Annotated in this window: 19 protein-coding genes and 3 pseudogenes; 9 read left to right on the top strand and 13 right to left on the bottom strand. The window is 72.0% G+C overall.

Going from position 1 to position 23,029, the window contains the following annotated elements; translation table 11 throughout:
- Positions 1–6 precede the first annotated feature (6 nt).
- From ICW72_RS18160 to ICW72_RS18135, 7 genes and pseudogenes are all read right to left on the bottom strand, one after another.
- The gene (locus tag ICW72_RS18160) at positions 7–2,817 is read right to left on the bottom strand and encodes an AsmA family protein (protein WP_191083957.1); all 2,811 of its coding nucleotides are present in this window, start codon (positions 2,815–2,817) and stop codon (positions 7–9) included.
- A complete protein-coding gene (locus tag ICW72_RS18155; RefSeq protein WP_191083956.1) occupies positions 2,814–6,404 on the bottom strand; it encodes a hydantoinase B/oxoprolinase family protein in 3,591 nt (1,196 codons plus the stop codon). Before ICW72_RS18155 ends, ICW72_RS18160 begins: the two co-directional genes overlap by 4 nt.
- 83 nt (positions 6,405–6,487) lie before the next feature.
- The gene (locus ICW72_RS18150; RefSeq protein WP_191083955.1) at positions 6,488–7,450 is read right to left on the bottom strand and encodes a Bug family tripartite tricarboxylate transporter substrate binding protein; all 963 of its coding nucleotides are present in this window, start codon (positions 7,448–7,450) and stop codon (positions 6,488–6,490) included.
- Positions 7,451–7,481: 31 nt separating this feature from the next.
- The gene (locus tag ICW72_RS18145; protein ID WP_191083954.1) at positions 7,482–8,591 is read right to left on the bottom strand and encodes an alpha/beta hydrolase; all 1,110 of its coding nucleotides are present in this window, start codon (positions 8,589–8,591) and stop codon (positions 7,482–7,484) included.
- Entirely contained in the window at positions 8,588–8,818 is a 231-nt protein-coding gene (locus ICW72_RS20820) for a hypothetical protein (RefSeq protein WP_223881024.1), read from the bottom strand. The genes ICW72_RS18145 and ICW72_RS20820 overlap by 4 nt, the downstream gene beginning before the upstream one ends.
- Before the next feature lie 83 nt (positions 8,819–8,901).
- Positions 8,902–9,255: pseudogene (locus ICW72_RS21380) on the bottom strand (class I SAM-dependent methyltransferase); the annotation flags it as partial.
- Entirely contained in the window at positions 9,219–11,087 is a 1,869-nt protein-coding gene (locus ICW72_RS18135; RefSeq protein WP_191083952.1) for an ABC-F family ATP-binding cassette domain-containing protein, read from the bottom strand. The pseudogene ICW72_RS21380 and the gene ICW72_RS18135, both read right to left, overlap by 37 nt.
- Before the next feature lie 135 nt (positions 11,088–11,222).
- Between ICW72_RS18135 and ndk the strand changes: the two genes are divergently transcribed.
- Positions 11,223–11,645 carry a nucleoside-diphosphate kinase gene (ndk, locus tag ICW72_RS18130; protein ID WP_191083951.1) on the top strand — a complete coding sequence of 141 codons (423 nt, stop codon included), beginning with the start codon at positions 11,223–11,225 and terminating at the stop codon, positions 11,643–11,645.
- Between the two features lie 44 nt (positions 11,646–11,689).
- Here the strand turns inward: ndk and ICW72_RS18125 are convergent, their stop codons facing one another.
- The 3 genes from ICW72_RS18125 to purM are packed head-to-tail and all read right to left on the bottom strand — an operon-like array spanning position 11,690 to position 13,621.
- On the bottom strand, positions 11,690–11,848 hold the full coding sequence (locus tag ICW72_RS18125) for a preprotein translocase subunit SecE (RefSeq protein WP_191083950.1): 159 nt from the start codon (positions 11,846–11,848) through the stop codon (positions 11,690–11,692).
- A gap of 13 nt (positions 11,849–11,861) precedes the next feature.
- Positions 11,862–12,542: a phosphoribosylglycinamide formyltransferase gene (gene purN, locus ICW72_RS18120; RefSeq protein WP_191083949.1), complete on the bottom strand. Its 681-nt coding sequence runs from the start codon at positions 12,540–12,542 to the stop codon at positions 11,862–11,864.
- A complete protein-coding gene (purM, locus tag ICW72_RS18115; RefSeq protein ID WP_269749860.1) occupies positions 12,539–13,621 on the bottom strand; it encodes a phosphoribosylformylglycinamidine cyclo-ligase in 1,083 nt (360 codons plus the stop codon). The genes purN and purM overlap by 4 nt, the downstream gene beginning before the upstream one ends.
- 101 nt (positions 13,622–13,722) lie before the next feature.
- Here purM and ICW72_RS18110 point away from each other — a divergent pair, with 101 nt between their 5' ends.
- The 8 genes and pseudogenes from ICW72_RS18110 (at position 13,723) to ICW72_RS21250 (ending at position 20,539) form a co-directional block, all read left to right on the top strand.
- The gene (locus ICW72_RS18110) at positions 13,723–14,400 is read left to right on the top strand and encodes a hypothetical protein (protein ID WP_223880671.1); all 678 of its coding nucleotides are present in this window, start codon (positions 13,723–13,725) and stop codon (positions 14,398–14,400) included.
- A complete protein-coding gene (locus tag ICW72_RS18105) occupies positions 14,387–14,995 on the top strand; it encodes a CDP-alcohol phosphatidyltransferase family protein (RefSeq protein WP_332308944.1) in 609 nt (202 codons plus the stop codon). The genes ICW72_RS18110 and ICW72_RS18105 overlap by 14 nt, the downstream gene beginning before the upstream one ends.
- Positions 14,995–16,152, top strand: coding sequence for an AI-2E family transporter (locus ICW72_RS18100; RefSeq protein ID WP_223880670.1), 1,158 nt, complete (start codon positions 14,995–14,997; stop codon positions 16,150–16,152). Before ICW72_RS18105 ends, ICW72_RS18100 begins: the two co-directional genes overlap by 1 nt.
- Entirely contained in the window at positions 16,149–16,325 is a 177-nt protein-coding gene (locus ICW72_RS18095; RefSeq protein WP_191083947.1) for a hypothetical protein, read from the top strand. Before ICW72_RS18100 ends, ICW72_RS18095 begins: the two co-directional genes overlap by 4 nt.
- Positions 16,322–16,861, top strand: a complete 540-nt coding sequence (locus ICW72_RS18090) for a P-loop NTPase family protein (RefSeq protein WP_191083946.1) — start codon at positions 16,322–16,324, stop codon at positions 16,859–16,861. Before ICW72_RS18095 ends, ICW72_RS18090 begins: the two co-directional genes overlap by 4 nt.
- Positions 16,862–16,871: 10 nt before the next feature.
- Positions 16,872–19,051: pseudogene (locus ICW72_RS18085) on the top strand (RNA degradosome polyphosphate kinase).
- 4 nt (positions 19,052–19,055) lie between these two features.
- Positions 19,056–19,895, top strand: a pseudogene (locus ICW72_RS21255) (Ppx/GppA phosphatase family protein); the annotation flags it as partial.
- Positions 19,896–20,032: 137 nt separating this feature from the next.
- Positions 20,033–20,539, top strand: coding sequence for a hypothetical protein (locus ICW72_RS21250; RefSeq protein ID WP_332308943.1), 507 nt, complete (start codon positions 20,033–20,035; stop codon positions 20,537–20,539).
- Positions 20,540–20,543: 4 nt separating this feature from the next.
- On the opposite strand, the gene ICW72_RS18075 is transcribed toward ICW72_RS21250, so the two are convergent.
- The 3 genes from ICW72_RS18075 to ICW72_RS18065 are packed head-to-tail and all read right to left on the bottom strand — an operon-like array spanning position 20,544 to position 23,002.
- Positions 20,544–21,479, bottom strand: a complete 936-nt coding sequence (locus tag ICW72_RS18075) for an AEC family transporter (RefSeq protein ID WP_223880669.1) — start codon at positions 21,477–21,479, stop codon at positions 20,544–20,546.
- Positions 21,472–22,113, bottom strand: coding sequence for a guanylate kinase (gmk, locus tag ICW72_RS18070; RefSeq protein ID WP_191083945.1), 642 nt, complete (start codon positions 22,111–22,113; stop codon positions 21,472–21,474). The genes ICW72_RS18075 and gmk overlap by 8 nt, the downstream gene beginning before the upstream one ends.
- Entirely contained in the window at positions 22,103–23,002 is a 900-nt protein-coding gene (locus ICW72_RS18065) for a YicC/YloC family endoribonuclease (protein WP_191083944.1), read from the bottom strand. Before ICW72_RS18065 ends, gmk begins: the two co-directional genes overlap by 11 nt.
- Positions 23,003–23,029 lie beyond the last annotated feature (27 nt).

The raw sequence follows: 23,029 nt of genomic DNA, 5'->3' as shown, positions 1-23,029 counted from the left end.
TCGTGTTCAGCGGGGGGCTTCGGCGCGCCACCGCAGGAAGGGGGTGATGTCCGGCCGGCGGTCCGGCACACGGCTTTGCCCCAGGATGTCGAGCCCCGCGGCCGGCGCCCCATCGGGCACGGGCAGTTCCAGCCGCAGCGCCAACCCATCTTCGGCCAGGCCGAAATGCCCGCCAACCCCCAGATGGAGCCCGGCATCCCCGCGCAATTCGCCATCCGTGATCCAGGCCGTGCCCTGATCCACCCGGATGCGCAGCAGCCCGCGCTCCACCGGGGTGGAGCCACCGCCCAGCGCCCGGCGCAGCGCGGCCTCGGCGGCGGCGACATCCTCCCAGCCCAAGGCCGCCACCGCGACGGGGGCGTCGAAGCCGCCCACCACGCCGTCGCGCAGCGCGATCTCGGCCGAGCCGGAGAGGCTGCGCAGGGCCGCGCTGGAGTCCATGCCCTCGGCCGTCAGTCGGAAGCTGCCCGCGAGCCGCCCGGCCGTCACGTCCAGCGGCCGTCCGAAGACGGGGCCGCCCAGCGACACTCCTTCGAACCCGCCATCGAGCCGCAGGCGGCGGGTATCTCCGGAGGGCTCGATGCGGGCTTCCAGCTGCGCCTCGCCGGCCAGCAGCGTGGCGCGGCCATCGGTCAGGCGCAGACCGGTCGCGTCCCCGCGCAGCGCGGCGGAGGCCGCGGTCAGTGCGGGCAGCCCCGGCACAGACACCTGCTCGGCCGTCAGGTCCAGCGCGAGGTCGAGCGCGCCCGCCGCGGCGAAGCGCCACCGCTCCGGCGCCGGCAGGGGCAGGCGTTCGAAGGCCAGGCGGCCCGTGGCGGCGGGGCGGCCTTCCCGGCCGGGGGCGATGCCAAGCTGTCCGCGCGCCCGCGCCGCGCCCGCCACGAATTCCAGGTTCTCGGCATTCCATTGCCCGGGCCGGTGGGCCAGGGCGGCGACGACCGAGAGCGACCCCTCGCCCAGCCAATCGAGCGCGGCGCCCTCGGTGAAACGCCCGAGCAGCCGCGCGGCACCCGGATGACGCAAGGTGAAGCTGCCTTGTCCCGTGCGGGCACCGAAATCGAGGGTGGTCTGCCATTCCAGCCGGGCCTCGGCCAGCTCGGCCTCGGCGCGCAGGGCCAGCGCCTCCAGCGGCCCGGCCCCCGAGGCGCGCAGCCGCAGGGGCTGCGCCGAAAGCCCGGGGTGGTCGAGCCCCAGCATGGCCAGCACGGGGCCGGCCGCGCCCTCGGCCTCCAGCGACATCTCGTGCAGCCGCGCATCGTCCAGCGCGCCCGTCAGGGTGAAGTCGAGCCCCAGATGCCGCGCCGTCAGCCGCCGCAGCAGAAGGCGCCCGCCCTCCGCCGCGCCGTCCAGCGCCAGGCGCTCGAACACCGCATCGCCCAGCGCCAGCCGCCCGAAGCCCAGGCGCAGCTGCACATCGCTGCCCCGCCCGGCGGCGCGCAGGGCCTCCATCACCGCCGGCAAGGCGGGGCCGGATTCCAGCGCGTCGAAATCGAGACCGAGAGCGAGGCGCGGCCGCGCCCCGGCCCGCCAGACGAAGCCGCCTGTCACCGTGGCCGCCCCCCAGCGCGCCCGCAATTCCGAGACGGAGTATTGCGGCCCCTCCACCGCCAGGCGGAACCTTCCCTCGGCGCTGCCCGCCCCCGGATGGAGCGCGGAAGGCCAGCCGATGGCGCCGGCCAGCGCCCCCGCCTGCTCCGAACGGAACGACAAGGCGAGGTCCAGCATCGGCCCCTGCCCGGCCCCGGCCAGCCGCACCTCCGTCCCGCCCGGCAATTCGGCCGCGACGTCCGACAGGGCCAGCCGCTCTCCCTCCAGCCGCGCGGAGGCGCGCAGCCTGCGCAGCGGCAGCGGGCCCAGGCGCGACTGCTCGGCCGCGAGGTCGAGCACAACCGGGATGGCCGGGCTCGTCGTGCCGCGCAGCGCGGCGAGCCAGGGCTCCACATCGAGGCTGGGCGCCGCCAGCGCCGCGCGGAATTCCGAACCGGGCCCGAGGGTGAGGGTGGCGGAACCGCGCACCCGCTGCTCCCCGAATTGCAGCGACATGTTGCGGGCCACGATGCGCTCGACCCCCGCCTCCAGCTCGGCCGTGGCGCGGAAGGCGCCGGGGGGCGCGGGCAGGAGGGCGGCAAGGCGCGGCCCCTCGGCCTCCAGCCGTCCCTCGAAGCCGCCCTCGGCCAGCAAGGCGCCACGGGCGCGCAGGCTGGCCCCCTGCACCTCGCCCAGGAAGTCGAGTGCGGCCACCCCGTCATCGGAGGCGGGGCGCAGCAGGGCCTGGAAGCGCATGGGACGGCCACGCCAGGCGAGGCTGCCCTCGGCCGTCATCGCCTCATGGGGCGCGCCAGCGCGGAGCCGGGCGGTGACGCCCTCGACCACGGCGCCGCCCAGGATGACCTGGCTGTCCTCGATCTCGGCGTCGAAGCCGGCGGGAAAGGCGGGCTGGAAGACGCCGGGCAGCGAGGTCAGTGGCCAGGGCAGGTGGATGACGGCCCCCAGCAGCGCCATCTCCCGCACCTCGATGCGGCCGAGCAGCAGGGCCGGCAGCGCGAGGCGCAGGCGGATGCCCCGCGCCGTCATGCGGATGTCGTCCTCATCCCAGCCGATCAGCAGCCCCTGCGCCTCCATCCGCGGCTGGGGCAGCAGCTCGACCGAGATGGGCCCGGTGATGGCGACGGCGCGGCCCAGCCGTTCGGAGGCGATGGCGGCCAGCGTGCCGCGGTGTCGGTCCCAGTCCAGCGTGCGCGGGATGGTATAGATGGCGACCGCGCCCAGCGCGGCCGCGAAGGCGAGGATCAGCGCGAGGAGGCGCGCGCCCCTCACCTGCCCCAGCCGCCGCCGCCTGGCGTTTCCAGCACCAGCACGTCATCCACGCCGAGATCGGCCTTGCCGGCATTGCCGGGGATGGGCGTGGTGGTGCCGTCCGCGCGCTCCACCCATTGCCGGCCGGGCGCGCCATCGGCGCCGCCATGCAGCCCATGCGGAGCCACGTTGCGGCGCGAGGCCACCACCACCGCCTGCATGGGCCGCAGGAAGCGGATGCGCCGGCGCGAGCCGTCGCCGCCCCGCCACTGCCCCGCGCCGCCCGAGCCGCGCCGGATGGAGAATTCCTCCAGCCGCACCGGGTAGCGCATCTCCAGGATCTCGGGGTCGGTCATGCGGGTGTTGGTCATGTGGGTCTGCACGGCGCTGGCGCCCTCGAAGCCAGGGCCCGCGCCCACCCCGCCGCAGACCGTCTCGTAGTACTGGTACTGCGCGTCGCCGAAGAGCAGGTTGTTCATCGTGGCCTGGGCGCTGGCGCAGGCGTCCAGCGCGGCCAGCAGCGCGTTGCAGGTCATCTGGCTGACCTCGGTGTTGCCGGCCACCACGGCGCGGCCGGGCTCGGGGCTGAGGAAGCTGGCCGGCGGCACGATAATCTCGAGCGGCTTCAGGCAGCCATCATTGAGCGGGATGTCCTCGCCCACCAGGGTGCGGAAGCAGTAGAGCACCACGGCGCGGCAGACGGCGGGCGGCGCGTTGAAATTGTCCGGCCGCTGTGGGCCCGTGCCGGTGAAGTCAATGATGGCGCGACGATTGGCCTGGTCCACGCGGACCTCCACCACCAGCGGCGTGCCGTCATCGGTGCGCGTCTCGAAGCGGCCATCCTTCAGCTTCGCCAGCACGCGGCGGACGCTCTCCTCCGCGTTGTCCATGACGTGGCGCATATAGGCGCGCACCGTGTCCAGGCCGAAGGAGGCGACGGCCGCGCGCAGTTCCTGCACGCCGGTCTCGTTCGCCGCCACCTGCGCCTTGATGTCCGCGATGTTCACGTCCGGCGCGCGGGCGGGGTAGCGGGCGCCTTCCAGCAGGGCGCGGAACTCGGCCTCGCGGAAGCGGCCCTGTTCCACCAGCAGGAAGTCGTCAATGACAACGCCTTCCTCCTCCAGCGTCGCGGAGCCAGGCGGGGTGGAGCCCGGCGTCAGGCCGCCGATATCGGCGTGGTGACCACGGCTGCCCACGAAGAACAGGATCTCCGTGCCGGCTTCGTCGAAGACGGGCGTGATGACCGTCACATCCGGCAGGTGCGTGCCGCCATTGTAGGGGTTGTTCAGGGCCACCACGTCGCCGGGCCGCAGTGTGGCGCCACGGCTGTTGATGACGGTCCGCACGCTCTCGCCCATCGCGCCCAGATGCACCGGCACATGCGGGGCATTGGCGACCAGCGCGCCCGTCGCGTCGAAGATGGCGCAGGAGAAGTCCAGCCTCTCCTTGATGTTCACGCTCTGGCTCGTGTTCTGCAGCACCGTGCCGGTCTGCTCGGCGATGGCCATGAAGAGGTTGTTGAACAGCTCCAGCATCACCGGGTCGGGGCGCGAGGCATCGGCCTCCCGCGCCGCCGCCCGCGCCTCGACGCGGTGCAGCACCAGGTGGTTGAGCGGTGTGACGCGCGCCTCCCAGCCGGGCTCGACGACCGTGGTCGCGATGGCTTCGCGGATCAAGGCGGGGCCACGGATGGCGTCGCCCGCGCGGAGCGCCTCGCGGTCATGCACCGGCGCATCGTGATGCGCGCCGGCCATGAAGACCCGCACGCGGTCCAGCAGCGGGATCGCCTCGCCCGCCGGGCGGGGGGCGAGCGGCGTCTCCGCCACCGCGTCGCCAGGCAGGGTCACCTCGACCACCGCGGCTTCAATGACCACGGGGCGTTCGGGCGTGGCGAAGCCGAAGCGGGCGCGGTGGGCGGCGGTGAAGCGTTCCAGCAACTCGGCGGCGTCGCCCATGGGGACGGGCAGGAAGCTGTCGGTACCGGCATAGCGCAGATGGACGCGGTGCTGGGCCGTGAGGGCCGTGGCGTCAGCCCCCTGGCGCGCCAGCTCTTCGCGGCCCGCCTCCTCCAGCGCCGCGAGGCGCTCGCGCAGGGGGGCGATGGCGGCCTCCTCCAGCGAGGCCTCGATGGCCGCCTCGCGGATCACGGACTGGTCGGCCAGCCCCATCCCGTAGGCGCTGAGCACGCCCGCGAAGGGGTGCAGGAACACCGTCTCCATGCCCAGCTCGTCGGCCACCAGGCAGGCATGCTGCCCGCCCGCGCCGCCGAAGCAGGCCAGGGTGTAGCGCGTCACGTCATGGCCGCGCTGGAGCGAGACCTGCCGGATGGCATGCGCCATGTTGGCGACGGCGATGCGGAGGAAGCCTTCGGCGACCTCTTCCGGCGATTGGCCGATGCGGGCGGCGAGTTCGCTGAACTTCGCCCGCACCGTCTCGGCATCGAGCGGCTGGTCGCCATCGGGGCCAAAGATGGCCGGGAAGTGCGCGGGCTGGATCTTGCCCGTCATGACGTTGGCGTCGGTCACGGTCAGCGGGCCGCCACGGCGATAGGCGGCGGGGCCGGGCACGGCGCCCGCGCTGTCCGGCCCCACGCGGAAGCGCGCGCCGTCATAGTGCAGGATGGAGCCGCCGCCGGCCGCCACCGTGTTGATGGCCATCATGGGCGCGCGCATCCGCACGCCGGCCACCACGGTTTCGAAGGCGCGCTCATACTGGCCGGCATAGAGCGCCACATCGGTGCTGGTGCCGCCCATGTCGAAGCCGATGATGCGCTCGAACCCCGCCATGGCCGCGGTGCGCGCCGCCCCCACGATGCCGCCGGCGGGACCGGAGAGGATGGCGTCCTTGCCCTGGAAGGCGCCGGCTTCCGCGAGCCCGCCGGAGGATTGCATGAAGAAGAGCCTGGGGCCGGCGCCAAGCTCTTCCGCCACCTGCGCGACGTAGCGCCGCAGGATGGGCGAGAGATAGGCATCCACCACCGCCGTATCGCCACGCGGCACGATGCGCGGCAGCGGGCTCGCCTGATGCGAGAGGCTGATCTGGGTGAAGCCCTCCTCGGCGGCGATGGCACCCAGGCGCTGCTCATGCGCCGGATGCGCCCAGGCGTGCATCAGCACGATGGCGACCGCGCGGATTCCCTCCGCATGGGCCGCGCGCAGCGCCGCGCGGGCCGCGTCCTCGTCCAGGGGCGTGATCTCGGTGCCGTCCACCGCCACCCGGCCCGGGATTTCGGCCACACGCGCGTGCAGCAGCTCGGGCAGCTTCACATGCAGGTCGAAAAGCCGGGGCCGCGCCTGGTTGCCGATGCGGGCCATGTCGGCGAAGCCCTGGTTCACCAGAAGCAGGACGGGCTCGCCCTTGCGCTCCAGCAGGGCGTTGGTGGCCACCGTGGTGCCCATCTTCACCGCCTCGACGGCGCCTTCGGGCAGCGGCGCACCGACGGGCAGGCCCAGCATCTGGCGGATGCCGGCCACCGCGGCATCCCGGTAACGTTCAGGATTCTCGGACAGCAGCTTGGCGGTGGAGAGCGTCCCATCCGGGTGCCGGGCCACGAGGTCGGTGAAGGTGCCGCCCCGATCCACCCAGAATTGCCAGCGCCCCGCCACCATTCGCCAACCCCCTGCCTGCCCGCCCGGTTTGAAGCGAGCGGGCGCGGCGCGCAAGGGGGAAGCGCGCCGCGATCACATCCGGTTCAGCTGCTCATGCGGATGCCGGTGAGTTCGGCCATCTCGCGCCAGCGCTGCACCTCTTCCAAATGGAAGGCGGTGAACTCCAGCGGCGTCAGCGGGGCGCTGTTCAGCCCGGCGCGGACCGCGCGCTCGGCCACCGCCGGTTCGCCCAGGGCGGCGATGAAGGCGGCGCCCAGTTGCGCCACGCGCGCCTCCGCCGTGCCGCGCGGCGCGAAGAGGCCGAACCAGGCATCCACCGCCATGAAGGGCACGCCGGCTTCCTCGGTGGTGGGGATGTTCGGGAATTCCGGCAGGCGCATGGGCGCGCCGACCGAGAGGGCCCGCACCCGGCCATCCCGCACGAAGGTCACGATCTGCGGCCAGGTCGAGACGAAGAAATCCACCACCCCGGCGATGGTGTCCGTCACCGCCGGCGCGCCGCCGCGATAGGGCACATGCGTCGCCTCCATCTGCATGCGCCGCACGAAGGTCTCGGCGATGACATGGCTCGCGCTGCCCGCCTGGGAGGAGGCGTAGTTCACCCGCCCGCCATTGCGCCCCATGGCCGCCAGCCCCGCCATGTCCTGCGCGCGGGAATTGGCGGGCACCACGGTGGCATGATGCACGGTGGCGAGCCGCGCCACGGGCACGAAGCTTTCCACGACGTGATAGGGCAGGCTGGGCGCCATCCACTGGTTGGAGGCATGGGTCTGGTTGTGGCCCAGGACCAGGGTGTTGCCATCCGGGGCCGCTCGGGCCGCCGCCTCGGTGCCGATGATGCCGCCCGCGCCGCCGCGGTTGTCCACCACGACGGGCTGGTTGAGCAATTGCCCCGCGCGCTCCCCCACCACCCGGGCGAGGATGTCGGTGGAGCCGCCGGCGGGGGCGGGCACGATGAGGCGCAGCGGCGTGCCCTGGGCCCGCGCCAGGCTGGGTGCGGCCAAGGCGGCCATGGTGGCGCCAAGGCTGGCGCGGCGGGTCAGCATGGAAAAACCTCCCTCGGGGGTCCGGCCGGGTTCAGCCCGGCAGGGTGTTGATGAAGTCGAGCAGCAGTCGCGTCGTGGCCTCAGGCTGTTCCTGCTGCACCCAATGGCCCGCGCCCTCCACCAGATGCACGCCGCGCATGTCGGTGCAGGCGGTGCCGTTCATCCGCGCCAGCGCGCCGGGCGATTGATGGATGCCCCAGTCCGAGGCGCCGGCGATGAAGATGCTGGGCACGTCAATGGTGCGGCCGGTGAAGGCCTCCATGTCGGCGTCGAAGCGTTTCGAGGTGCGGATGCGGTACCAGTTCAGCCCGCCCTGGAAGCCGGTGCGGGCGTATTCGCCGGCGTAGAAACCCACATCCTCCTCGGTCAGCCAGGGGCTGTATTGCGGGGGGGTGTGGGGGGCCACGGTCTGCGCCATGTCCTCGTGCAGGTTCATGACATAGTAGGTGGGCAGCTTCGCCAGTTCCGCGGCACTCCAGGCCGTCAGGGGAACGGGCCTGTTCTCCGCCCAGTCGGCGCTCTTGTGGTGGTAGTAGCCGCGAATGAAGGCGGGCAGGCCTTGCGGCGCGCCCGTCATGTCGCCATTGGCCTCGGGCGTCGAGTAATACCAGTGGTAATGCTTGCGCCCGATGGAAGCGAGCTCGGCCACGATGTCCTGCGCGGGCGGCGGCGTGCCGTCGCGCAGCGCGAGCGGGCCGCTGAAGGGCGCGCTCATCAAGGCGACGGCCGGGAAGATGTCGGGCCGCACCAGCGTGGCATGTGCCGCGACGGGCGAGCCGAAATCATGCCCCACCAGGGCATGCACCCGCTTGTGGCCCAGCGCGTGGACCAGCCCCACCACATCGCGCGTCAAATTCATCTGGCGGAACTGCGCGAGGTCCCCGTCATAGCGCGTGTCGGCGCCCGTGGTGCGGCCATAGCCACGCAGGTCGGGCGCGACGACATGAAAGCCCGAGGCCGCCAGCGGCCGCATCACATGCCGCCAGGAATAGGCCAGCTCCGGGAAGCCGTGCAGTAGCAGCAGCAGCGGGCGGCCCGGCGTCTCATGGCCCGCTTCCAGCACATGCATGGTCAGGCCGTTCACATGGGGAACCATGCGGCTCCGGATGCCATGCGGCAGGGGGATGGGCGAAAGGCTCATGGTCGGCGCTCCAGCAGGACGAGGCCATCCACCTTCGGCGTTCCCCCCCAGTCGAAAATCTCATGCGCGATGCAGGGCATGTCCAGACGGTCGGCCACATGGCGCACCACGTCCACGCTGCCGAAATTCCGCCAGCGGTCATTCTGCTGATAGAATCCGCCCGGATCCTGCATGTTGTTCGAGACGTGCAGCAGGGCGAGGCCGCCCGGCACCAGCACGCGATGCATCTCGCGGATGTAGTGAACACATCCAGCAACTCGAAATGCACCATGGCGTCGTAGCAGTAGAGCGAGGTGTGGGCGCCAATGTCGCAGTCCGCCAGATCGTGGCCGTTGTTGACCACGTACCGCACGCGCGCGTCGCCCGCGAAGCGCTGGCGGCAATGGGTGATGTTGCTCTCGTCCACATCCACCAGCGTGATCTCGCCCACGCGGTCCAGGCATTGGGCGGCGTGGCGGCCATGCCCGCAGGCGAGCTCGATGGTGCGCGAGAGATCCAGCCGCTTGAAGTATTTCAGCACCGGCTTCTCGGGTGACCAGAAGAAGCCCAGCCAGGCCTCGGCCTGGGCATAGTAGGGCGCACCATCCCAATCGCGGTTGGTGCGGGCGCGGATGCTGTCCTGGCGGTTCACGCCGCCTCCAGCGATTCGCTGAGTTCCAGCCATTCCTCCTCCAGCGCGGCCACCTCCTTGGCGATGGCGGCGCGGCGGGCGGTCGCGCGCGCGATCAGGTCCGGCTTGTTGCGGTCATAGAGGCGCGGGTCGGCCAGCGCGTCGTCAATCACGCGCGCCTCGGCGTTCAGCTTTTCCATGGCGGCCTCGACCTCGCGCAGGCGCTGGCGCAGGGGGGCCAGGTTCTGCCGCTGCTCGGCGCGGCCGCGGCGTTCGTCGCGGCGAACGGGGGGCGCCTCGCTGGGCTTGGCGCCGCCGCGCGCGCGCTGCGCGAGATGCGCGCGGTAGTCGTCCAGGTCGCCCTCGAAGGGGGTGACGGCGCCATCGGCCACCAGCCAGAGCCGGTCCGCCACCAGCTCCACCAGATGCGGGTCGTGGCTGATGAGCAGCACGGCGCCCTGGTAGTCGGCCAGGGCCCGCACCAGGGCCTCGCGCGCATCGATGTCGAGGTGGTTGGTGGGCTCATCCAAGATGAGCATGTGCGGCGCCTCGCGCGTGGTCAGCGCCAGCAGCAGCCGGGCCTTCTCGCCGCCCGAGAGCGCCGTCACGCGGGTCTCGGCCCGGTCCGCGTCCAGCCCGAAGCGCGCGAGCTGGGACCGGCATTGCGCGGGGGTCGCGCGCGGCAGGGCCTCCTGCATGTGGGAGAGCGGCGTGCCGTCCGGGTTCAGCTCATCGGCCTGGTGCTGCGCGAAATACCCCACGCGGATGCGCCGGTCGCGGTGCATCTCGCCGGCCATGAGGCCGAGCCGCCCGGCCAGCAGCTTCGCCAGCGTGGACTTGCCATTGCCGTTCGCGCCCAGCAGCGCGATCCGGTCCTCCTGGTCAATGCGGATGTCGAGGCCGCGCAGTACCGCGCGCTCGCCATAGCCCACCACCCCGCGGGCCACGCTCAGGATGGGCGGCGAGAGCTGCTCGGGCTCGGGGAAGGCGAAATGGGTCTCGCTGTCCTCCACGATGGCCTCGATGGGCGGCAGTCGCTCCAGCGCCTTCAGGCGGGATTGCGCCTGGCGCGCCTTGGTGGCCTGGGCGCGGAAACGGTCCACGAAGGACTGCATATGCGCCCGCTGCGCCGCGATGCGCGCGTTCTGCGCCGCCTGCTGGGCCGCGCGCTCGGTGCGGATGCGCACGAAGCTCTCGAAATTGCCGGGGTAGAGCGTGATCCGCCGCTGATCGAGATGCGCGATGGAATCCACGCAGCGATCGAGCATGCCCCGGTCATGGCTGATGACGATGGCCGCCCCCGAGAAGCGCTGCAGCCAGCCCTCCAGCCAGAGCGCCGCCTCAAGGTCCAGGTGGTTGGTCGGCTCGTCCAGCAGCAGCAGGTCGGGCTCCAGGAAGAGGGCGCGCGCCAGGCTCACGCGCATGCGCCAGCCGCCCGAGAATTCCGAAGAGGGCCGCGCCTGCGCCGCCGCGTCGAAGCCGAGGCCCGCCAGGATGGTGGCCGCGCGCGACGGCGCGCTGTCGGCCTGGATGGCGATGAGGCGTTCCTGGATTTCGGCCGCGCGAACGGGCTCGGGGCCGGCTTCGGCCTCGGCCAGCAGGGCGGCGCGCTCGGTGTCGGCGGAGAGGACGATGTCCAGCAGGCTCTCCGACCCCGCCGGCGCCTCCTGCGCCACATGGCCCATGCGGGCGCGGGCGGCGAGCCGGATGTCCCCGCCATCCAGCCCCACCTCACCCAGGATGGCGCGGATCAGGGTGGACTTTCCGGCGCCGTTGCGGCCCACCAGGCCGATCTTGCGGCCCGTATCCACCTGCAGCGAGGCACCCTCCAGCAGCGGGCGGCCGGCCATGCGCAGGGTCAGGTCGCGGAGGGTCAGGACGGTCATGCGCGGGGTTATAGCGCGGGGTGCGCCCCGCCGTCAGCGCGTCCGCGCGGGGAATAAAGGGCTGAGGGCTTGCGCGCGGGGCGGCCTGCCCCTATCCGCCCGGCCAGCGCCACTCCCAACGGCAGGAATAACCCCATGGCCATTGAACGTACCTTCAGCATCCTCAAGCCCGACGCCACGCGCCGGAACCTCACCGGCAAGATCAACGCCGTGTTCGAGGAGAATGGCCTGCGCATCGTGGCGCAGAAGCGCATCCACATGACGGAGGCGCAGGCCAAGAAGTTCTACGAAGTCCACGCCGCCCGCCCCTTCTATGGCGAGCTGGTGTCCTTCATGACCTCGGGCCCCGTGGTCGTGCAGGTGCTGGAAGGCGAGAACGCCGTGGCCAAGAACCGCGAGCTGATGGGCGCCACCAACCCGGCCAACGCCGCCGAGGGCACCATCCGCAAGATGTTCGCCGAGAGCATCGAGGCCAACAGCGTCCATGGCAGCGACAGCGCCGAGAACGCGGCCATCGAGATCGCCTACTTCTTCGCCGGCAGCGAAATCGTCGGCTGAACGAGATCGGGGGGCGGGTGACCGCCCCCCTGACGCTTCGGGGCTCAGCCCCAGATCAGGTAGATCAGCACCAGGATCACCGCGGTCGCGCCCACGGCCCAGGGGATGGACGCCATGAAGGCGTCATAGATGCCCTGGCGCTCGGACATGATGTCCTCGGCCTTCACTTCGACGAACTCGATCTCATGGTGCTGCTGGGCCATCTCAGGGCTCTCCTCAATCCTTGGCGCGATGTGTAGGAAGCGGCGCGTATCCGGGCAAGGGGTTGATCAAGGCCCCCGTCGCGGCCCGGAGCGTTCCCACCACGCGCCCGCCCTCCAGCCGCACCCGTCCGGAGGCCAGCCAGGCCAGCGCCGCCGGGTAGAGCCGGTGTTCCTCGGCCAGGACCCGGGCGGCCAGTTCCGCTTCGGTATCCTCGGGCAGCACCGGCACGGCGGCCTGGGCGATGATGGGCCCCTCATCCACCCCGGGTGTGACCAGGTGAACGGTGCAGCCATGCAGCCGCACCCCGGCGGCCAGCGCCCGCGCATGGGTGTCCAGCCCCGGAAAAGCGGGCAGCAGCGAGGGGTGGATGTTCACCATCCGCCCCTCCCAGGCGCGGACGAAGCCCTCGGTCAGCACCCGCATGAAGCCCGCCAGCGCGACCAGCTTGATGCCATGGGCGGAAAGTTCGGCCTGGAGCGCTGCCTCGAACGCCTCCCGCGTCCGGCCGCGGCTTTCGACCAGGGCGGTGGCCACGCCCCGACCGGCGGCATGGGCCAAGCCCGCCGCATCGGCTCGGTTGGAGAGGACGAGGGCGATCTCAGCCGGATAATCAGGCGCGGCCGCCGCCTCCAGCAGCGCCGCCATGTTCGACCCGCGGCCCGAAATCAGGACCGCGACCTTGGGCCGCGTCATGAAAACAGGCGGCCCCGCATCACCACCTCGGCTTCCTCGCCGCCGCCGGCCTCGATGGTGCCGATGCGCTGGGCGGTCTCGCCGGCCGCGTTGAGCCGTGCCACGGCCTCATCGGCGCGCTCGGCCGCGACCACGATCACCATGCCGATCCCGCAATTGAAGACGCGCAGCATCTCGGCCTCGGCCACGCCGCCGGCGCGGGCCAGCCAGGGGAAGACGGGTGGCGGCGTCCAGGCGCCGGCGTCCAGCACGGCCCGCACACCCTCGGGCAGCACGCGGGGCAGGTTGCCCGGCAGGCCCCCGCCCGTGATGTGGGCGGCGGCCTTCAGCATGCCGGCCCGGTGCAGTTCCAGCAGCGGCTTCACATAGATGCGGGTGGGGGCCAGCAGCGCTTCGGCCAGGGTCTTGCCGGGGGCGAAGGGCGCCTCGGCGTCCAGCCGCGCGCCGCTCGCCTCCAGGATGCGCCGGACCAGCGAGAAGCCGTTGGAATGCACCCCGGAACTGGACAGGCCGACCAGCACATCGCCCGGGCCCACCTCGCGCGGAAGCAGCGCGCCACGCTCGGCCGCGCCGACAGCGAAGCCGGCCAAATCATAGTCGCCGCCATGGTACATGCCGGGCATCTCGGCCGTCTCACCGCCCACCAGGGCACAGCCGGCCTGGCGGCAGCCCTCGGCGATGCCCGAGACCACCTCGGCCGCGTGCGCCACCTCCAGCTTGCCGGTGGCAAAATAGTCCAGGAAGAACAGCGGTTCCGCGCCCTGCACCACCAGGTCGTTCACGCACATGGCGACGAGGTCCACCCCCACCTCGCCATGCCGCCCGGCCTCGATGGCCAGGCGCAGCTTGGTGCCCACCCCATCGGTGGCGCTGACCAGCACGGGGTCGGTGAAGCCGGCCGCCTTCAGGTCGAACAGGGCGCCGAAGCCGCCCAGGCCACCCATGGTTCCCGCACGATCCGTGGAACGCGCGAGGGGTTTGATGCGTTCCACCAGCGCGTCGCCGGCTTCGATATCCACGCCGGCCTGCGCATAGGTCAGCCCATTGGGGGTCGGGTCTTTGTCGTGCGAACTGTTCAGGGTCGCCTCCGATGGGCTAAGTCAACACGGTGCGATGCACCCCGGTCAGGAGGACAGCCGCCTTGGATGCAGGATACAGGACGACCGCGCGGGCCGCGACCATGCCCGCCCGGATGAGGGCGGCGCTGCGGCGCGGCCTGCTCGGCCTCATGCTCACGGCCGTCTTTTGCCTCCCCCTGGCGGCGCAGGACAACCCCCTGGTGCAACGTGGCGTGCCGGCCGAGGCCACGGCCGCCAATGCGGTGGCGGCGCGGGAGCTGGCGCAGGCCTCCGCCGCGCGCATCGCCTTCCAGCGCATGGCCGAGGCGCTGGGCGAATCGCGTGCGGCGCCGCCGGCCTCCCAGCTGGAATCCATGGTGGCCGCGATCATCATCGAGGAGGAGCGCACCACCGCCACCCGCTATATCGGGCGCGTGACGGTGCAGTTCTCGCCGGGCGCCGTCAGCGCGGCGCTGGGCCGGTCCGTGGGCGGCGGCATGGCGGGAGGCCCGGCGCCTGGCACCGGCGGCCTCGCCCTCAACATTCCGATGGCGGCGACCTCCACCATCGAGGCCGAGGCCGTGCTGGGCTCCCTGCCCGCCTGGCTCGAACTGCGGCGGCGCCTGATGCAGTCCGGCAGCGTGGTCAGCGTCGAGGTGCTGGCCATGAACATGGACACGGCGCGGGTGCGGCTGGGGCTGCGCAGCCTGCCCGCCGAGGCCGCTTCCAGCCTCTCGGCCATGGGTCTCTTCGTGGACAGCGGCGGGCCGGTCTGGCAGGTGGGCCTTGGCGGCAGGTGAGCCTGACCCCGGCTCGACCCCACCCGGCGCGCCCGCGCCGGGCCCCACGCATGACCTGCTGACGCTTCCCAACATCATCACCTTCGTGCGGCTGCTGGCCGTGCCGGCCACCATCTGGCTGATCCTGCAGAAGCGGCTGGACCTCGCCTTCCTCGTTTTCATGGCGGCGGGGCTGTCGGATGCGCTGGATGGCTGGCTCGCGCGGGTGCTGAACGCGCGTTCGCAGATCGGCGCGCTGCTCGATCCGGTGGCGGACAAGGCGCTGCTGGTCTCGGTCTATGTGACGCTGGCCGCCATCCAGGTGCTGCCCGACTGGCTGGCCATCCTGGTGGTGTTCCGCGACGTGCTGATCGTGGGCGGGCTGCTGCTGCTCTGGATGGTGGGGCAGCGGCCCGTGATACAGCCTATCCTGGTTTCCAAGGTGAACACCGCGCTGCAGATCGGCCTCGCGGCGCTGGCGCTGTTCACGGCGGGCTTGGGCCCCGCCATGCCGCTGGCGCTGGAGGTGCTGATCTGGCTGGTCGCGGCCACGACGCTGGCCTCCGGCATCGCCTATGTGATCGGCGCCGCGCGGCGCCTGAAGGGCCTCGGCTGATGCCGCCCGACATGGTGACGCGCCTGCCGCCCCTTCCCGCCCCGCCACCCGGACGGGGCCGCGTGCCGCCCACGGGCCCGAGCCGCCGCCAGCGCCTGGCGCTGCTGGCGGGGGTGGGCCTCGCGCTGCTGCTGGGGCTGTGGATGTTCTCGGCCATCCTGACGCCCTTCGTGCTGGCCGCCTGCATCGCCTATTTCCTCGACCCCCTGGCCAGCCGCATGGCGCGGCTGGGCATGCCGCGCTGGCTTTCGGCCATCCTGCTGGTCACGATGCTGCTGCTGCTGGGGCTGCTGGCGGTGCTGCTGCTCTACCCCCTCATCCTGGCGCAGATCGGCGTGCTGCTGACGCGCCTGCCCGGCTACATCGCCACCATCAACGCGGCCCTGCGCGACTTCCTGCTGGCGCTGGAGGAAGCGGCCGGGCCCGAGATGGTGGATGCGCGGCTGCGCGAACTCATCATCAGCCAGGCGGGGACCATGGTGGGCTGGCTCGGCACCTCGGCCACGCGGCTGCTGGGCCAGGGCATGGCGCTGTTCCACGTCTTCACCCTGGCGGTGGTGACGCCGGTGGTCAGCTTCTATCTGCTGCGCGACTGGCCGGGCATCATGGGAAGGCTGGAACGCTGGCTGCCCCGGCGCTCCGCCCCCACCGTGCTGCAGCTGGCGCGCGACGTGGACCGGGTGCTGTCCGCCTGGCTGCGCGGCCAGCTGCTGTGCTGCCTGGCGCTGGGGGCCTTCTACGCCATCACCCTTTCGGCCGTGGGGCTGGAGCTGGGGCTGATGGTGGGCCTCGTCTCGGGCCTGCTCTCCTTCATTCCCTATGTGGGATCGCTCACCGGCTTCGCGCTTTCCGTGCTGCTGGCCATCGGGCAATGGGGCGACTGGAACGGCGTGATCCTGGTGGTGGGCATCTTCGTGCTCGGCCAAGTGCTGGAAGGCTATGTCATCTACCCCCGCCTGCTGGGCGACAGGGTGGAGCTGCATGCCGTCTGGGTGATCTTCGCCCTGTTCGCGGGCGGCGTGGCCTTCGGCTTCCTGGGCGTGCTGCTGGCCGTGCCCATCGCCGCCGCGGTGGGCGTGCTGGCGCGCTACTGGCTGCGCCGCTACCTGGACAGCCCGGTCTATCTCGACCCGCCGCGGCCGGGGGATGGGCCGTGATCCAGCTCGCCCTGCCCCTGGAACTCGCCCCCTCTTTCGCCGCCGCCGACTTCATCGCCGACGCCAGCAACGAGGAGGCGCTGCGCTGGCTGTCCGAGCCCGACCGCTGGCCGCATGGGCGGCTGCTGCTGGCCGGCCCCCCGGTACCGGCAAGACCCACCTGCTGCACATGATGGCGGCCGCCCATGGCTGGGAGCTGCGCGAGGGACCGGCCCTGCGCGGCCTGCCCGAGGCGCCCACCCGCGGCATCGCGCTGGACATGGCCGATGCCCTGGGCGAGGAGGCGTCCCTGTTCCACCTGATCAACGCCTGCGCCGAGGCCGGCCTGCCCTTGCTGATGGCCGGTCGCGCCGCGCCCTCGCGCTGGGGTGTGGCGCTGCCCGATCTGCGCTCGCGCCTCGCCGCCACGGCGGTCGCGATGACCAACGAACCCTCCGACGCCCTGCTGGACGCGCTTTTCGCCAAGCACCTTGCCGACCGGCAGCTGTTCCTCGACCCGGGGCTGGGCGCGCGGCTGCGGCTGCACCTGCCGCGCAGCGCGGCCGCGATGGAGGAGGCCGTGGCGCGGCTCGACAGGGCCACGCTCGGCACCCATGCCCGGCCCACGCTGCGCTCCGCTTTGGCCGCCCTTGCGCCCATGCTCGATGATGATGATGGTTTTGAGACAGCGCCGCCGGACCACCTGCGCGACCATGCCCGGTTGCTGTAGGTTGCCGCCCATGCCCAGCGCCGTCACCCTGCCCCAGATCGCCCCGCCCGCCCCCGAACCCGCGCAGGAGCCCGGCCGCTTCTTCAACCGCGAGCTGTCCTGGCTCGACTTCAACACCCGCGTGCTGGAGGAGGCCGCCAACCCCCAGCACCCGCTGCTGGAGCGGCTGCGCTTCGTGGCCATCTCGGGCTCCAACCTGGATGAATTCTATTCGGTGCGCGTGGCCGGGCTGGTGGGGCAGGAGCGTGAGAACGTCACCACCCCCTCGCCCGACGGTCTCTCACCCACCCAGCAGTTGCAGGCCATCCACCAGCGGGCGCTGAAGCTGATCGAGGGTCAGCAGACGGCCTGGACCACGCTGCACAAGCAGCTGCGCGCCGCCGGCGTCACGCTGCTGGATGCCGATGCGCTGAGCGAACCGGACATCGCCTGGCTGGAGGCCTTCTTCCAGGACCGCGTCTTCCCCGTGCTGACGCCGTTGGCGGTGGACCCGGCGCACCCCTTCCCCTTCATCTCCAACCTGGCGCTGTGCATGGTGCTGAAGCTGGTGCGCGAGGAGGATGGCGGGACCATGCGCGCGCTGATCCCGCTGCCGCCCCAGGTGGACCGCTTCATCCGCCTGCCCAATGGCGAGGAGGGCATCCGCTTCGCGCTGCTGGAAGATGTGGTGACGTTGAACCTGCACCACCTCTTCCCCGGCTTCATCGTGGCCGAGCGCGGGCTGTTCCGCCTGATCCGCGACACCGACGTGGAGTTCGAGGAGGAGGCCGAGGACCTCGTCCGTTCCTACGAGACCGCGCTGAAGCGCCGCCGCCGCGGCCGCGCCATCCGCCTGGCCGTGGATGCGCGCATGCCCACCGACATGATCGAGTTCGTGGCGGAGGAGCTGGACGCCGCCCGCGACGGCATCTTCACGGTGAACGGGCTGCTGGGCGTGGCCGACCTCTCGCAGATGATCGTGGACGATAGGCCGGACCTGCTCTTCACCCCCTACACCCCCGCTTCCCCGAGCGCATCCTGGATTTCGGCGGCGACTGCTTCGCCGCCATCCGCGCCAAGGACATCGTGGTCCACCACCCCTATGAGAGCTTCGACGTGGTGGTGCAGTTCCTCCGCCAGGCGGCGCGCGACCCCTCCGTCGTCTCCATCAAGCAGACCCTCTACCGCACCAGCCGCGACAGCCCGATCGCCCGCGCCCTGATCGAGGCGGCCGAAGCCGGCAAATCCGTCACCGCCATGGTGGAGCTGAAGGCCCGCTTCGACGAGGAGCGCAACATCTCCATCGCGCGGGAACTGGAAGCGGCCGGGGTGCAGGTCGTCTTCGGCTTCGTGGAGCTGAAGACCCACGCCAAGGTGTCGCTGGTGGTGCGGCGCGAGGGGGGCGGGTTGCGCAGCTACGCCCATTTCGGCACGGGCAACTACCACCCCATCACCGCGCGCATCTACACGGACCTCAGCTACTTCACGGCCGAGCCCACGCTGACGCGCGATGCCGCCAAGCTGTTCAACTACATGACCGGCTACGCGCGGCCCGAGGCGATGGAGAAGCTCGCCTTCGCGCCGCTCACCATCCGCCCGACGCTCATGGGCCTGATCGAGCAGGAGATCGCCTTCGCGCGCGAGGGCAAGCCCGCCACCATCTGGCTCAAGATGAACAGCTTGGTGGACCGCGACCTCATTGACGCGCTGTATCGGGCCTCCAAGGCCGGCGTGCATGTGGAATGCGTGGTGCGCGGCATCTGTTGCCTGCGTCCGGGCGTTCCTGGCCTGTCGGACAACATCCGGGTGAAATCCATCGTGGGCCGTTTCCTTGAGCACAGCCGCGTCTATGCCTTCGGCAACGGCCACCGCATGCCCTCGCGCCGCGCGCGTGTGTACATCTCCAGCGCCGACTGGATGGCGCGCAACATGGATTGGCGTGTCGAGACCATGGTCCCGGTGGAGAACGCCACCGTCCATGCCCAGGTGCTGGACCAGATCATGGTGGTGAACCTGCGCGACGCCGCGCAAAGCTGGGATCTGGAGCCCGACGGCACCTGGCGCCGCCGCGCGCCCGATCCGCGGCAATTCTCGGCGCACGAATACTTCATGACCAACCCCTCGCTCTCCGGCCGGGGCAGCGCGCTGTCACGGCCCGTGCGCTCGGCCACCTCCCGCCGCGCCCGACAAGACCGGCTGCATCAGGACTGACTGTATGGATTCGCACATCACCACCCGCATCCGCACCGGCGTGGTGGACCTGGGTTCCAACTCGGTGCGGCTGGTGGTCTATGAGGGGCTCAGCCGCAACCCGCATGTCATCTTCAATGAGAAGGCGGTGCTGGGGCTGGGCCGTGGTCTGCACACCACCGGCGAACTGAACGAGGCCGCCGCCGCCCAGGCCCTCACCGTGCTCGGCCGCTACCACGCCCTGGCGCGCGGCATGGGCGCCGAACCGCTGGAGGTGATGGCCACCGCCGCCGTGCGCGACGCCACCAACGGCGCGCAGTTCCTGGAGGAGATGGCCCGCGTCATGCCCGGCGCGCGCCTCAACGTGCTCACCGGCGAGGAGGAGGCCCGGCTCTCGGCCGAGGGCCTGCTGCTGGGCGTGCCCATGGCCGATGGCGTGCTGGGCGACCTGGGCGGGGGTTCGCTCGAACTGGTGCGGCTCTCGCAGGGGCGCATCACCGACACGGCCTCGCTCCCCATCGGCACCATCCGCCTGGGCGAGCGGGCGGAGGGCGATGCCACCCGCGCCCGTGCCATCGCGGAGGCCGAGCTGAAATCCGTGCCCTGGCTGGGCGCCACGCCGCTGAAGGACCTGTTCCTGGTGGGTGGCACCTTCCGGGCGCTGGCGCGCATCCACATCGTGCAGACGGGCTATCCGCTCAACATCGTCCACCACTACGCCATCCGGCGGGAGGAGGCACGGGACCTCGCGGGCGTCATCATGAACGCGCCGCGCAAGTCGCTGGAGCGGATGCCGGCCGCGCCCAGCAAGCGCCTGGCGGACCTGCCCTTCGCCGCGGTGGTGATGCGCCGGTTGCTGCGTGCCTCGGGTGCGGCGCGGGTGGTCTTCTCGGCGAATGGGCTGCGCGAGGGCTGGTATGCCCAACGCCTCCCCCCCGCGAGCGCGACGAGGACCCCCTGCTGGCCGCCGCGCGTGAGATCGCGCAGCGCAATGGGCGCGACATGGGCCTGCCGCCCGCCCTGCTGCGCTGGCTGGAACCCCTGGCCGAGGAGGGCGAGGCCGACAGCGCCCTGCGGGCCGCCGCCTGCTGGATCAGCGACAGCGGCAGCCGCGACCACCCTGAATACCGCGCCGAACAGGCCTTCCTGCGGCTGCTGCGGCTGCACGGGGTGGGGCTGGACCACCATGCCCGCGCCTATCTCGCGCTGGTGGCGGCGTTGCGCTACGAGGCCGACCCGCTGGCGCCCTTCCTGGCCCCGGCGCGGCTGCTGCTCTCGGCCGCCACCACGCGCCGGGCCGAGACCCTCGGGGCCGCGCTGCGGCTGGGCTACACCCTTTCGGGCGGCGTGCCCTCGCTGCTGGAAGCCACGCACCTCGAACGGCGCGGGCAGCGGCTGGTGCTGCGCCTCGACCAGGGGGCCGGCGTCTTCGCGGGCGAAAGCGTGCTGCGGCGGCTGGACGCGCTGGCGGTGGCGTTGGGGCTGGAGGCGTCGCTGGAGGTGGAGTGAGGCCTCACCCCGCCCGGAATAGCGTCAACAGCGCCGAAAGCGTCACCACCGACAGCACCGTCGAGATCAGCACCGCCGCCCCCGAGCCATCGGCCCCCGTGGCATAGCGCCGCGCCAGCAGGAACGCATTGGCGCCGGTGGGCAGGGCGGCGGTGAGCACGGCGACGGAGGTCTCGAACTCGCTTACCCCCAGCAGGCGGCAGAAGCCCCAGACCAGCAAGGGGAGAGCGGCCAGCTTCAGCACCACCATCACCCCCGTCTGCGCCCAGAGGCCCGCGGCGGCAAAGCCCGTCAGGCTCGCCCCCAGGCAGAACAGCGCGAGCGGGGGCGTGGCGGCGCCCAACATCTCCAGCGTGGTGCGCGCCGCCGCCGGCACCGGCAGGCCAAGGCTGCTCCAGATCAGGGCGAGGAAGACCGCCATCACCACCGGGTTGCGCGCCACACCCGCGAGGGTGCTTCGCAGCAGCATGAGCGGCCGCGCGCCATTGTTCTGCGCCAACTCGGCCACCACTGTCCCGACCCCGAGCAGCAGCATGGCGTGCAGCGCCAGGATGGCCAGCAGCACCGAAAGCCCCGCCTGGCCGAAGGCCGCGGCCACCAGGGGAATGCCCATCATGACCGTGTTGCCGAAGGTGACGTTCAGCCCCAGCGCGTTCGCCGCCCCCAAAGGGATGCCCACGCGCCCCGCGCCCCAGAGGGTGAAGGCATAGAGCACACCGCAGCCCAGGAAGAAGGCCAGCGCCGCCAGCCCCCCGCCCGTGTGCCCCGCCGTGCCGGCGGTGAACAACAGGGCCGGCGCGGCCAGGCTGAAGGCAAAGGCGTTCATGCCCGCGAAGCCCGCCTCCTGGATCCAGCGGCGGCGGGCGGCCAGGTAGCCCATCAGGATGATGGCGAAGATGGGGGCCACCACCTCCAGCACCACCAGGGCCGCCTCATGCACCGAGCAGGGTCTCCATGAAGGCGGCCATGCCGGGCAACCGGTCCCGCTCGGTGCGGGCGGCGTGCAGGATGGCGCGCACGTCGCTCACGGTCCGGTCGAAATCGTCATTGACCAGGATGTGGTCGAATTCGTGCCAGTGTTCCATCTCGTGCCGCGCCGCCTCCATGCGGCGGGCGATCTCCTCCGGCGTGTCCTGGGCGCGGGCGTTCAGGCGCCGTTCCAGCTCGGCCAGCGAGGGCGGGAGCAGGAAGACCCCCACCACATCCTCGGGCAGCTTGGCGCGGAGCTGGCGGTGGCCCTGCCATTCGATGTCGAACAGCACGTCGCGCCCCGCCGCCAGCGCGGCCTCGACCGGCGCGCGCGGCGTGCCATAGGCGCGGCCCAGGAAGCGGGCATGTTCCAGCAGCTCACCGGCTTCGGCCATGGCGTCGAATTCCGCGGCGCTGCGGAAGAAGTAATGGACCCCCTCCTGCTCGCCGGGGCGGGGGGCGCGGGTGGTGGCGCTGATGGAGAGTTCCAGCTCCGGCTCCACGGCCAGCAGGGCGCGGGAGACGCTGGTCTTGCCCGCGCCGGGGGCGGCCGCCAGCACGAGGCAGACGCCGCGCCGGCTGGGTTTGGGGGCTTCACTCGACATTCGCCGCCTGCTCCCGCAGCCGCTCGATGGCCGCCTTGAGGTCAAGGCCCGTGCGCGTCAGCGCGACACTGGCCGATTTGCTGCACAGGGTGTTCGCCTCGCGCACGAATTCCTGCACGAGGAAATCGAGCTTGCGGCCCGCCCCCTCGCCCGCCGCCACCAGGGCGCGGGCGGCGGCGATATGGGCGGCCAGGCGGTCCAGCTCCTCCCGCACATCGGATTTCGTGGCGAGCAGCGCCACTTCCTGCGCGAGCCGCTCCTCCGGGATACGGGCACGGGCCTTGTCGTCGAGCAGGGTGGCCAGGCTTTCCAGCCATCGGTCGCGCTGCTGCGCGGGCTGGGTCGCGGCCTCGGCGGCGGCCGCGGCGCATAGGGCCTCGATCTCGTCGAGAAGCGCCGTGAGGATGGCCGCCAGCCGCGCCCCCTCCGCGCCGCGCGAGGCGAGGAGGCCATCCAGCGCCCGCTCGAACCCCGCCAGCAGGGCCGCGCGGCGGGTGGATTCGGCGGCCTCGTCGGGTTCGGTGGTCTCGGCGCGCATGACGCCGGGAAGGGCCAGCAGGGCCTCGGCGCGAGGGGGCGGCGCGCCCAGGCGCTGGGCCAGTTCCTGCGCCAGCCGCACCGCCTGGTCGAGCGCCACGGGGTCGGGCGCGAGGCTGGGGCGGGCCTCGGCCCGCAGCGCCAGCCCCACTTGGACGTTGCCCCGCTTCAACCGCCGCGCGGCGGCCTCGCGCAGGGCGGGTTCCAGCGCGTCGAAGCCGCCCGGCAGGCGCAGCCGCAGGTCCAGGCCGCGCCCGTTCACGCTTTTCAGTTCCCAGGCATAGGCGGCGCCGTCCGGCAGGGTTCCGGCTTCCCGCGCGAAGCCCGTCATGCTTTGCAGGGATATTGTCATGTCGCGGCTTGTCCCGCGCCGCGCCCC

Origin of the sequence: Roseococcus microcysteis (assembly GCF_014764365.1) — a bacterium.
GTDB lineage: Bacteria > Pseudomonadota > Alphaproteobacteria > Acetobacterales > Acetobacteraceae > Roseococcus > Roseococcus microcysteis.
The sequence above is the reverse complement of the archived record's forward strand: the minus strand, read 5'-3'. Positions and strand labels throughout refer to the sequence as shown.

Excerpts from the sequence above, each read along its gene's own strand:
- ICW72_RS18100 (WP_223880670.1), top strand. The coding sequence starts at position 14,995 with ATGCCGCCCGACATGGTGACGCGCCTGCCGCCCCTTCCCGCCCCGCCA.
- ICW72_RS18145 (WP_191083954.1), bottom strand. The coding sequence starts at position 8,591 with ATGAGCCTTTCGCCCATCCCCCTGCCGCATGGCATCCGGAGCCGCATG.
- purN (WP_191083949.1), bottom strand. The coding sequence starts at position 12,542 with ATGACGCGGCCCAAGGTCGCGGTCCTGATTTCGGGCCGCGGGTCGAAC.
- ICW72_RS18090 (WP_191083946.1), top strand. The coding sequence starts at position 16,322 with ATGATGGCGGCCGCCCATGGCTGGGAGCTGCGCGAGGGACCGGCCCTG.
- ICW72_RS18065 (WP_191083944.1), bottom strand. The coding sequence starts at position 23,002 with ATGACAATATCCCTGCAAAGCATGACGGGCTTCGCGCGGGAAGCCGGA.
- ICW72_RS20820 (WP_223881024.1), bottom strand. The coding sequence starts at position 8,818 with ATGCATCGCGTGCTGGTGCCGGGCGGCCTCGCCCTGCTGCACGTCTCG.
- ICW72_RS18125 (WP_191083950.1), bottom strand. The coding sequence starts at position 11,848 with ATGGCCCAGCAGCACCATGAGATCGAGTTCGTCGAAGTGAAGGCCGAG.
- ndk (WP_191083951.1), top strand. The coding sequence starts at position 11,223 with ATGGCCATTGAACGTACCTTCAGCATCCTCAAGCCCGACGCCACGCGC.
- ICW72_RS18110 (WP_223880671.1), top strand. The coding sequence starts at position 13,723 with ATGCCCGCCCGGATGAGGGCGGCGCTGCGGCGCGGCCTGCTCGGCCTC.
- ICW72_RS18150 (WP_191083955.1), bottom strand. The coding sequence starts at position 7,450 with ATGCTGACCCGCCGCGCCAGCCTTGGCGCCACCATGGCCGCCTTGGCC.
- gmk (WP_191083945.1), bottom strand. The coding sequence starts at position 22,113 with ATGTCGAGTGAAGCCCCCAAACCCAGCCGGCGCGGCGTCTGCCTCGTG.
- ICW72_RS21250 (WP_332308943.1), top strand. The coding sequence starts at position 20,033 with ATGGGCCTGCCGCCCGCCCTGCTGCGCTGGCTGGAACCCCTGGCCGAG.
- ICW72_RS18135 (WP_191083952.1), bottom strand. The coding sequence starts at position 11,087 with ATGACCGTCCTGACCCTCCGCGACCTGACCCTGCGCATGGCCGGCCGC.
- ICW72_RS18155 (WP_191083956.1), bottom strand. The coding sequence starts at position 6,404 with ATGGTGGCGGGGCGCTGGCAATTCTGGGTGGATCGGGGCGGCACCTTC.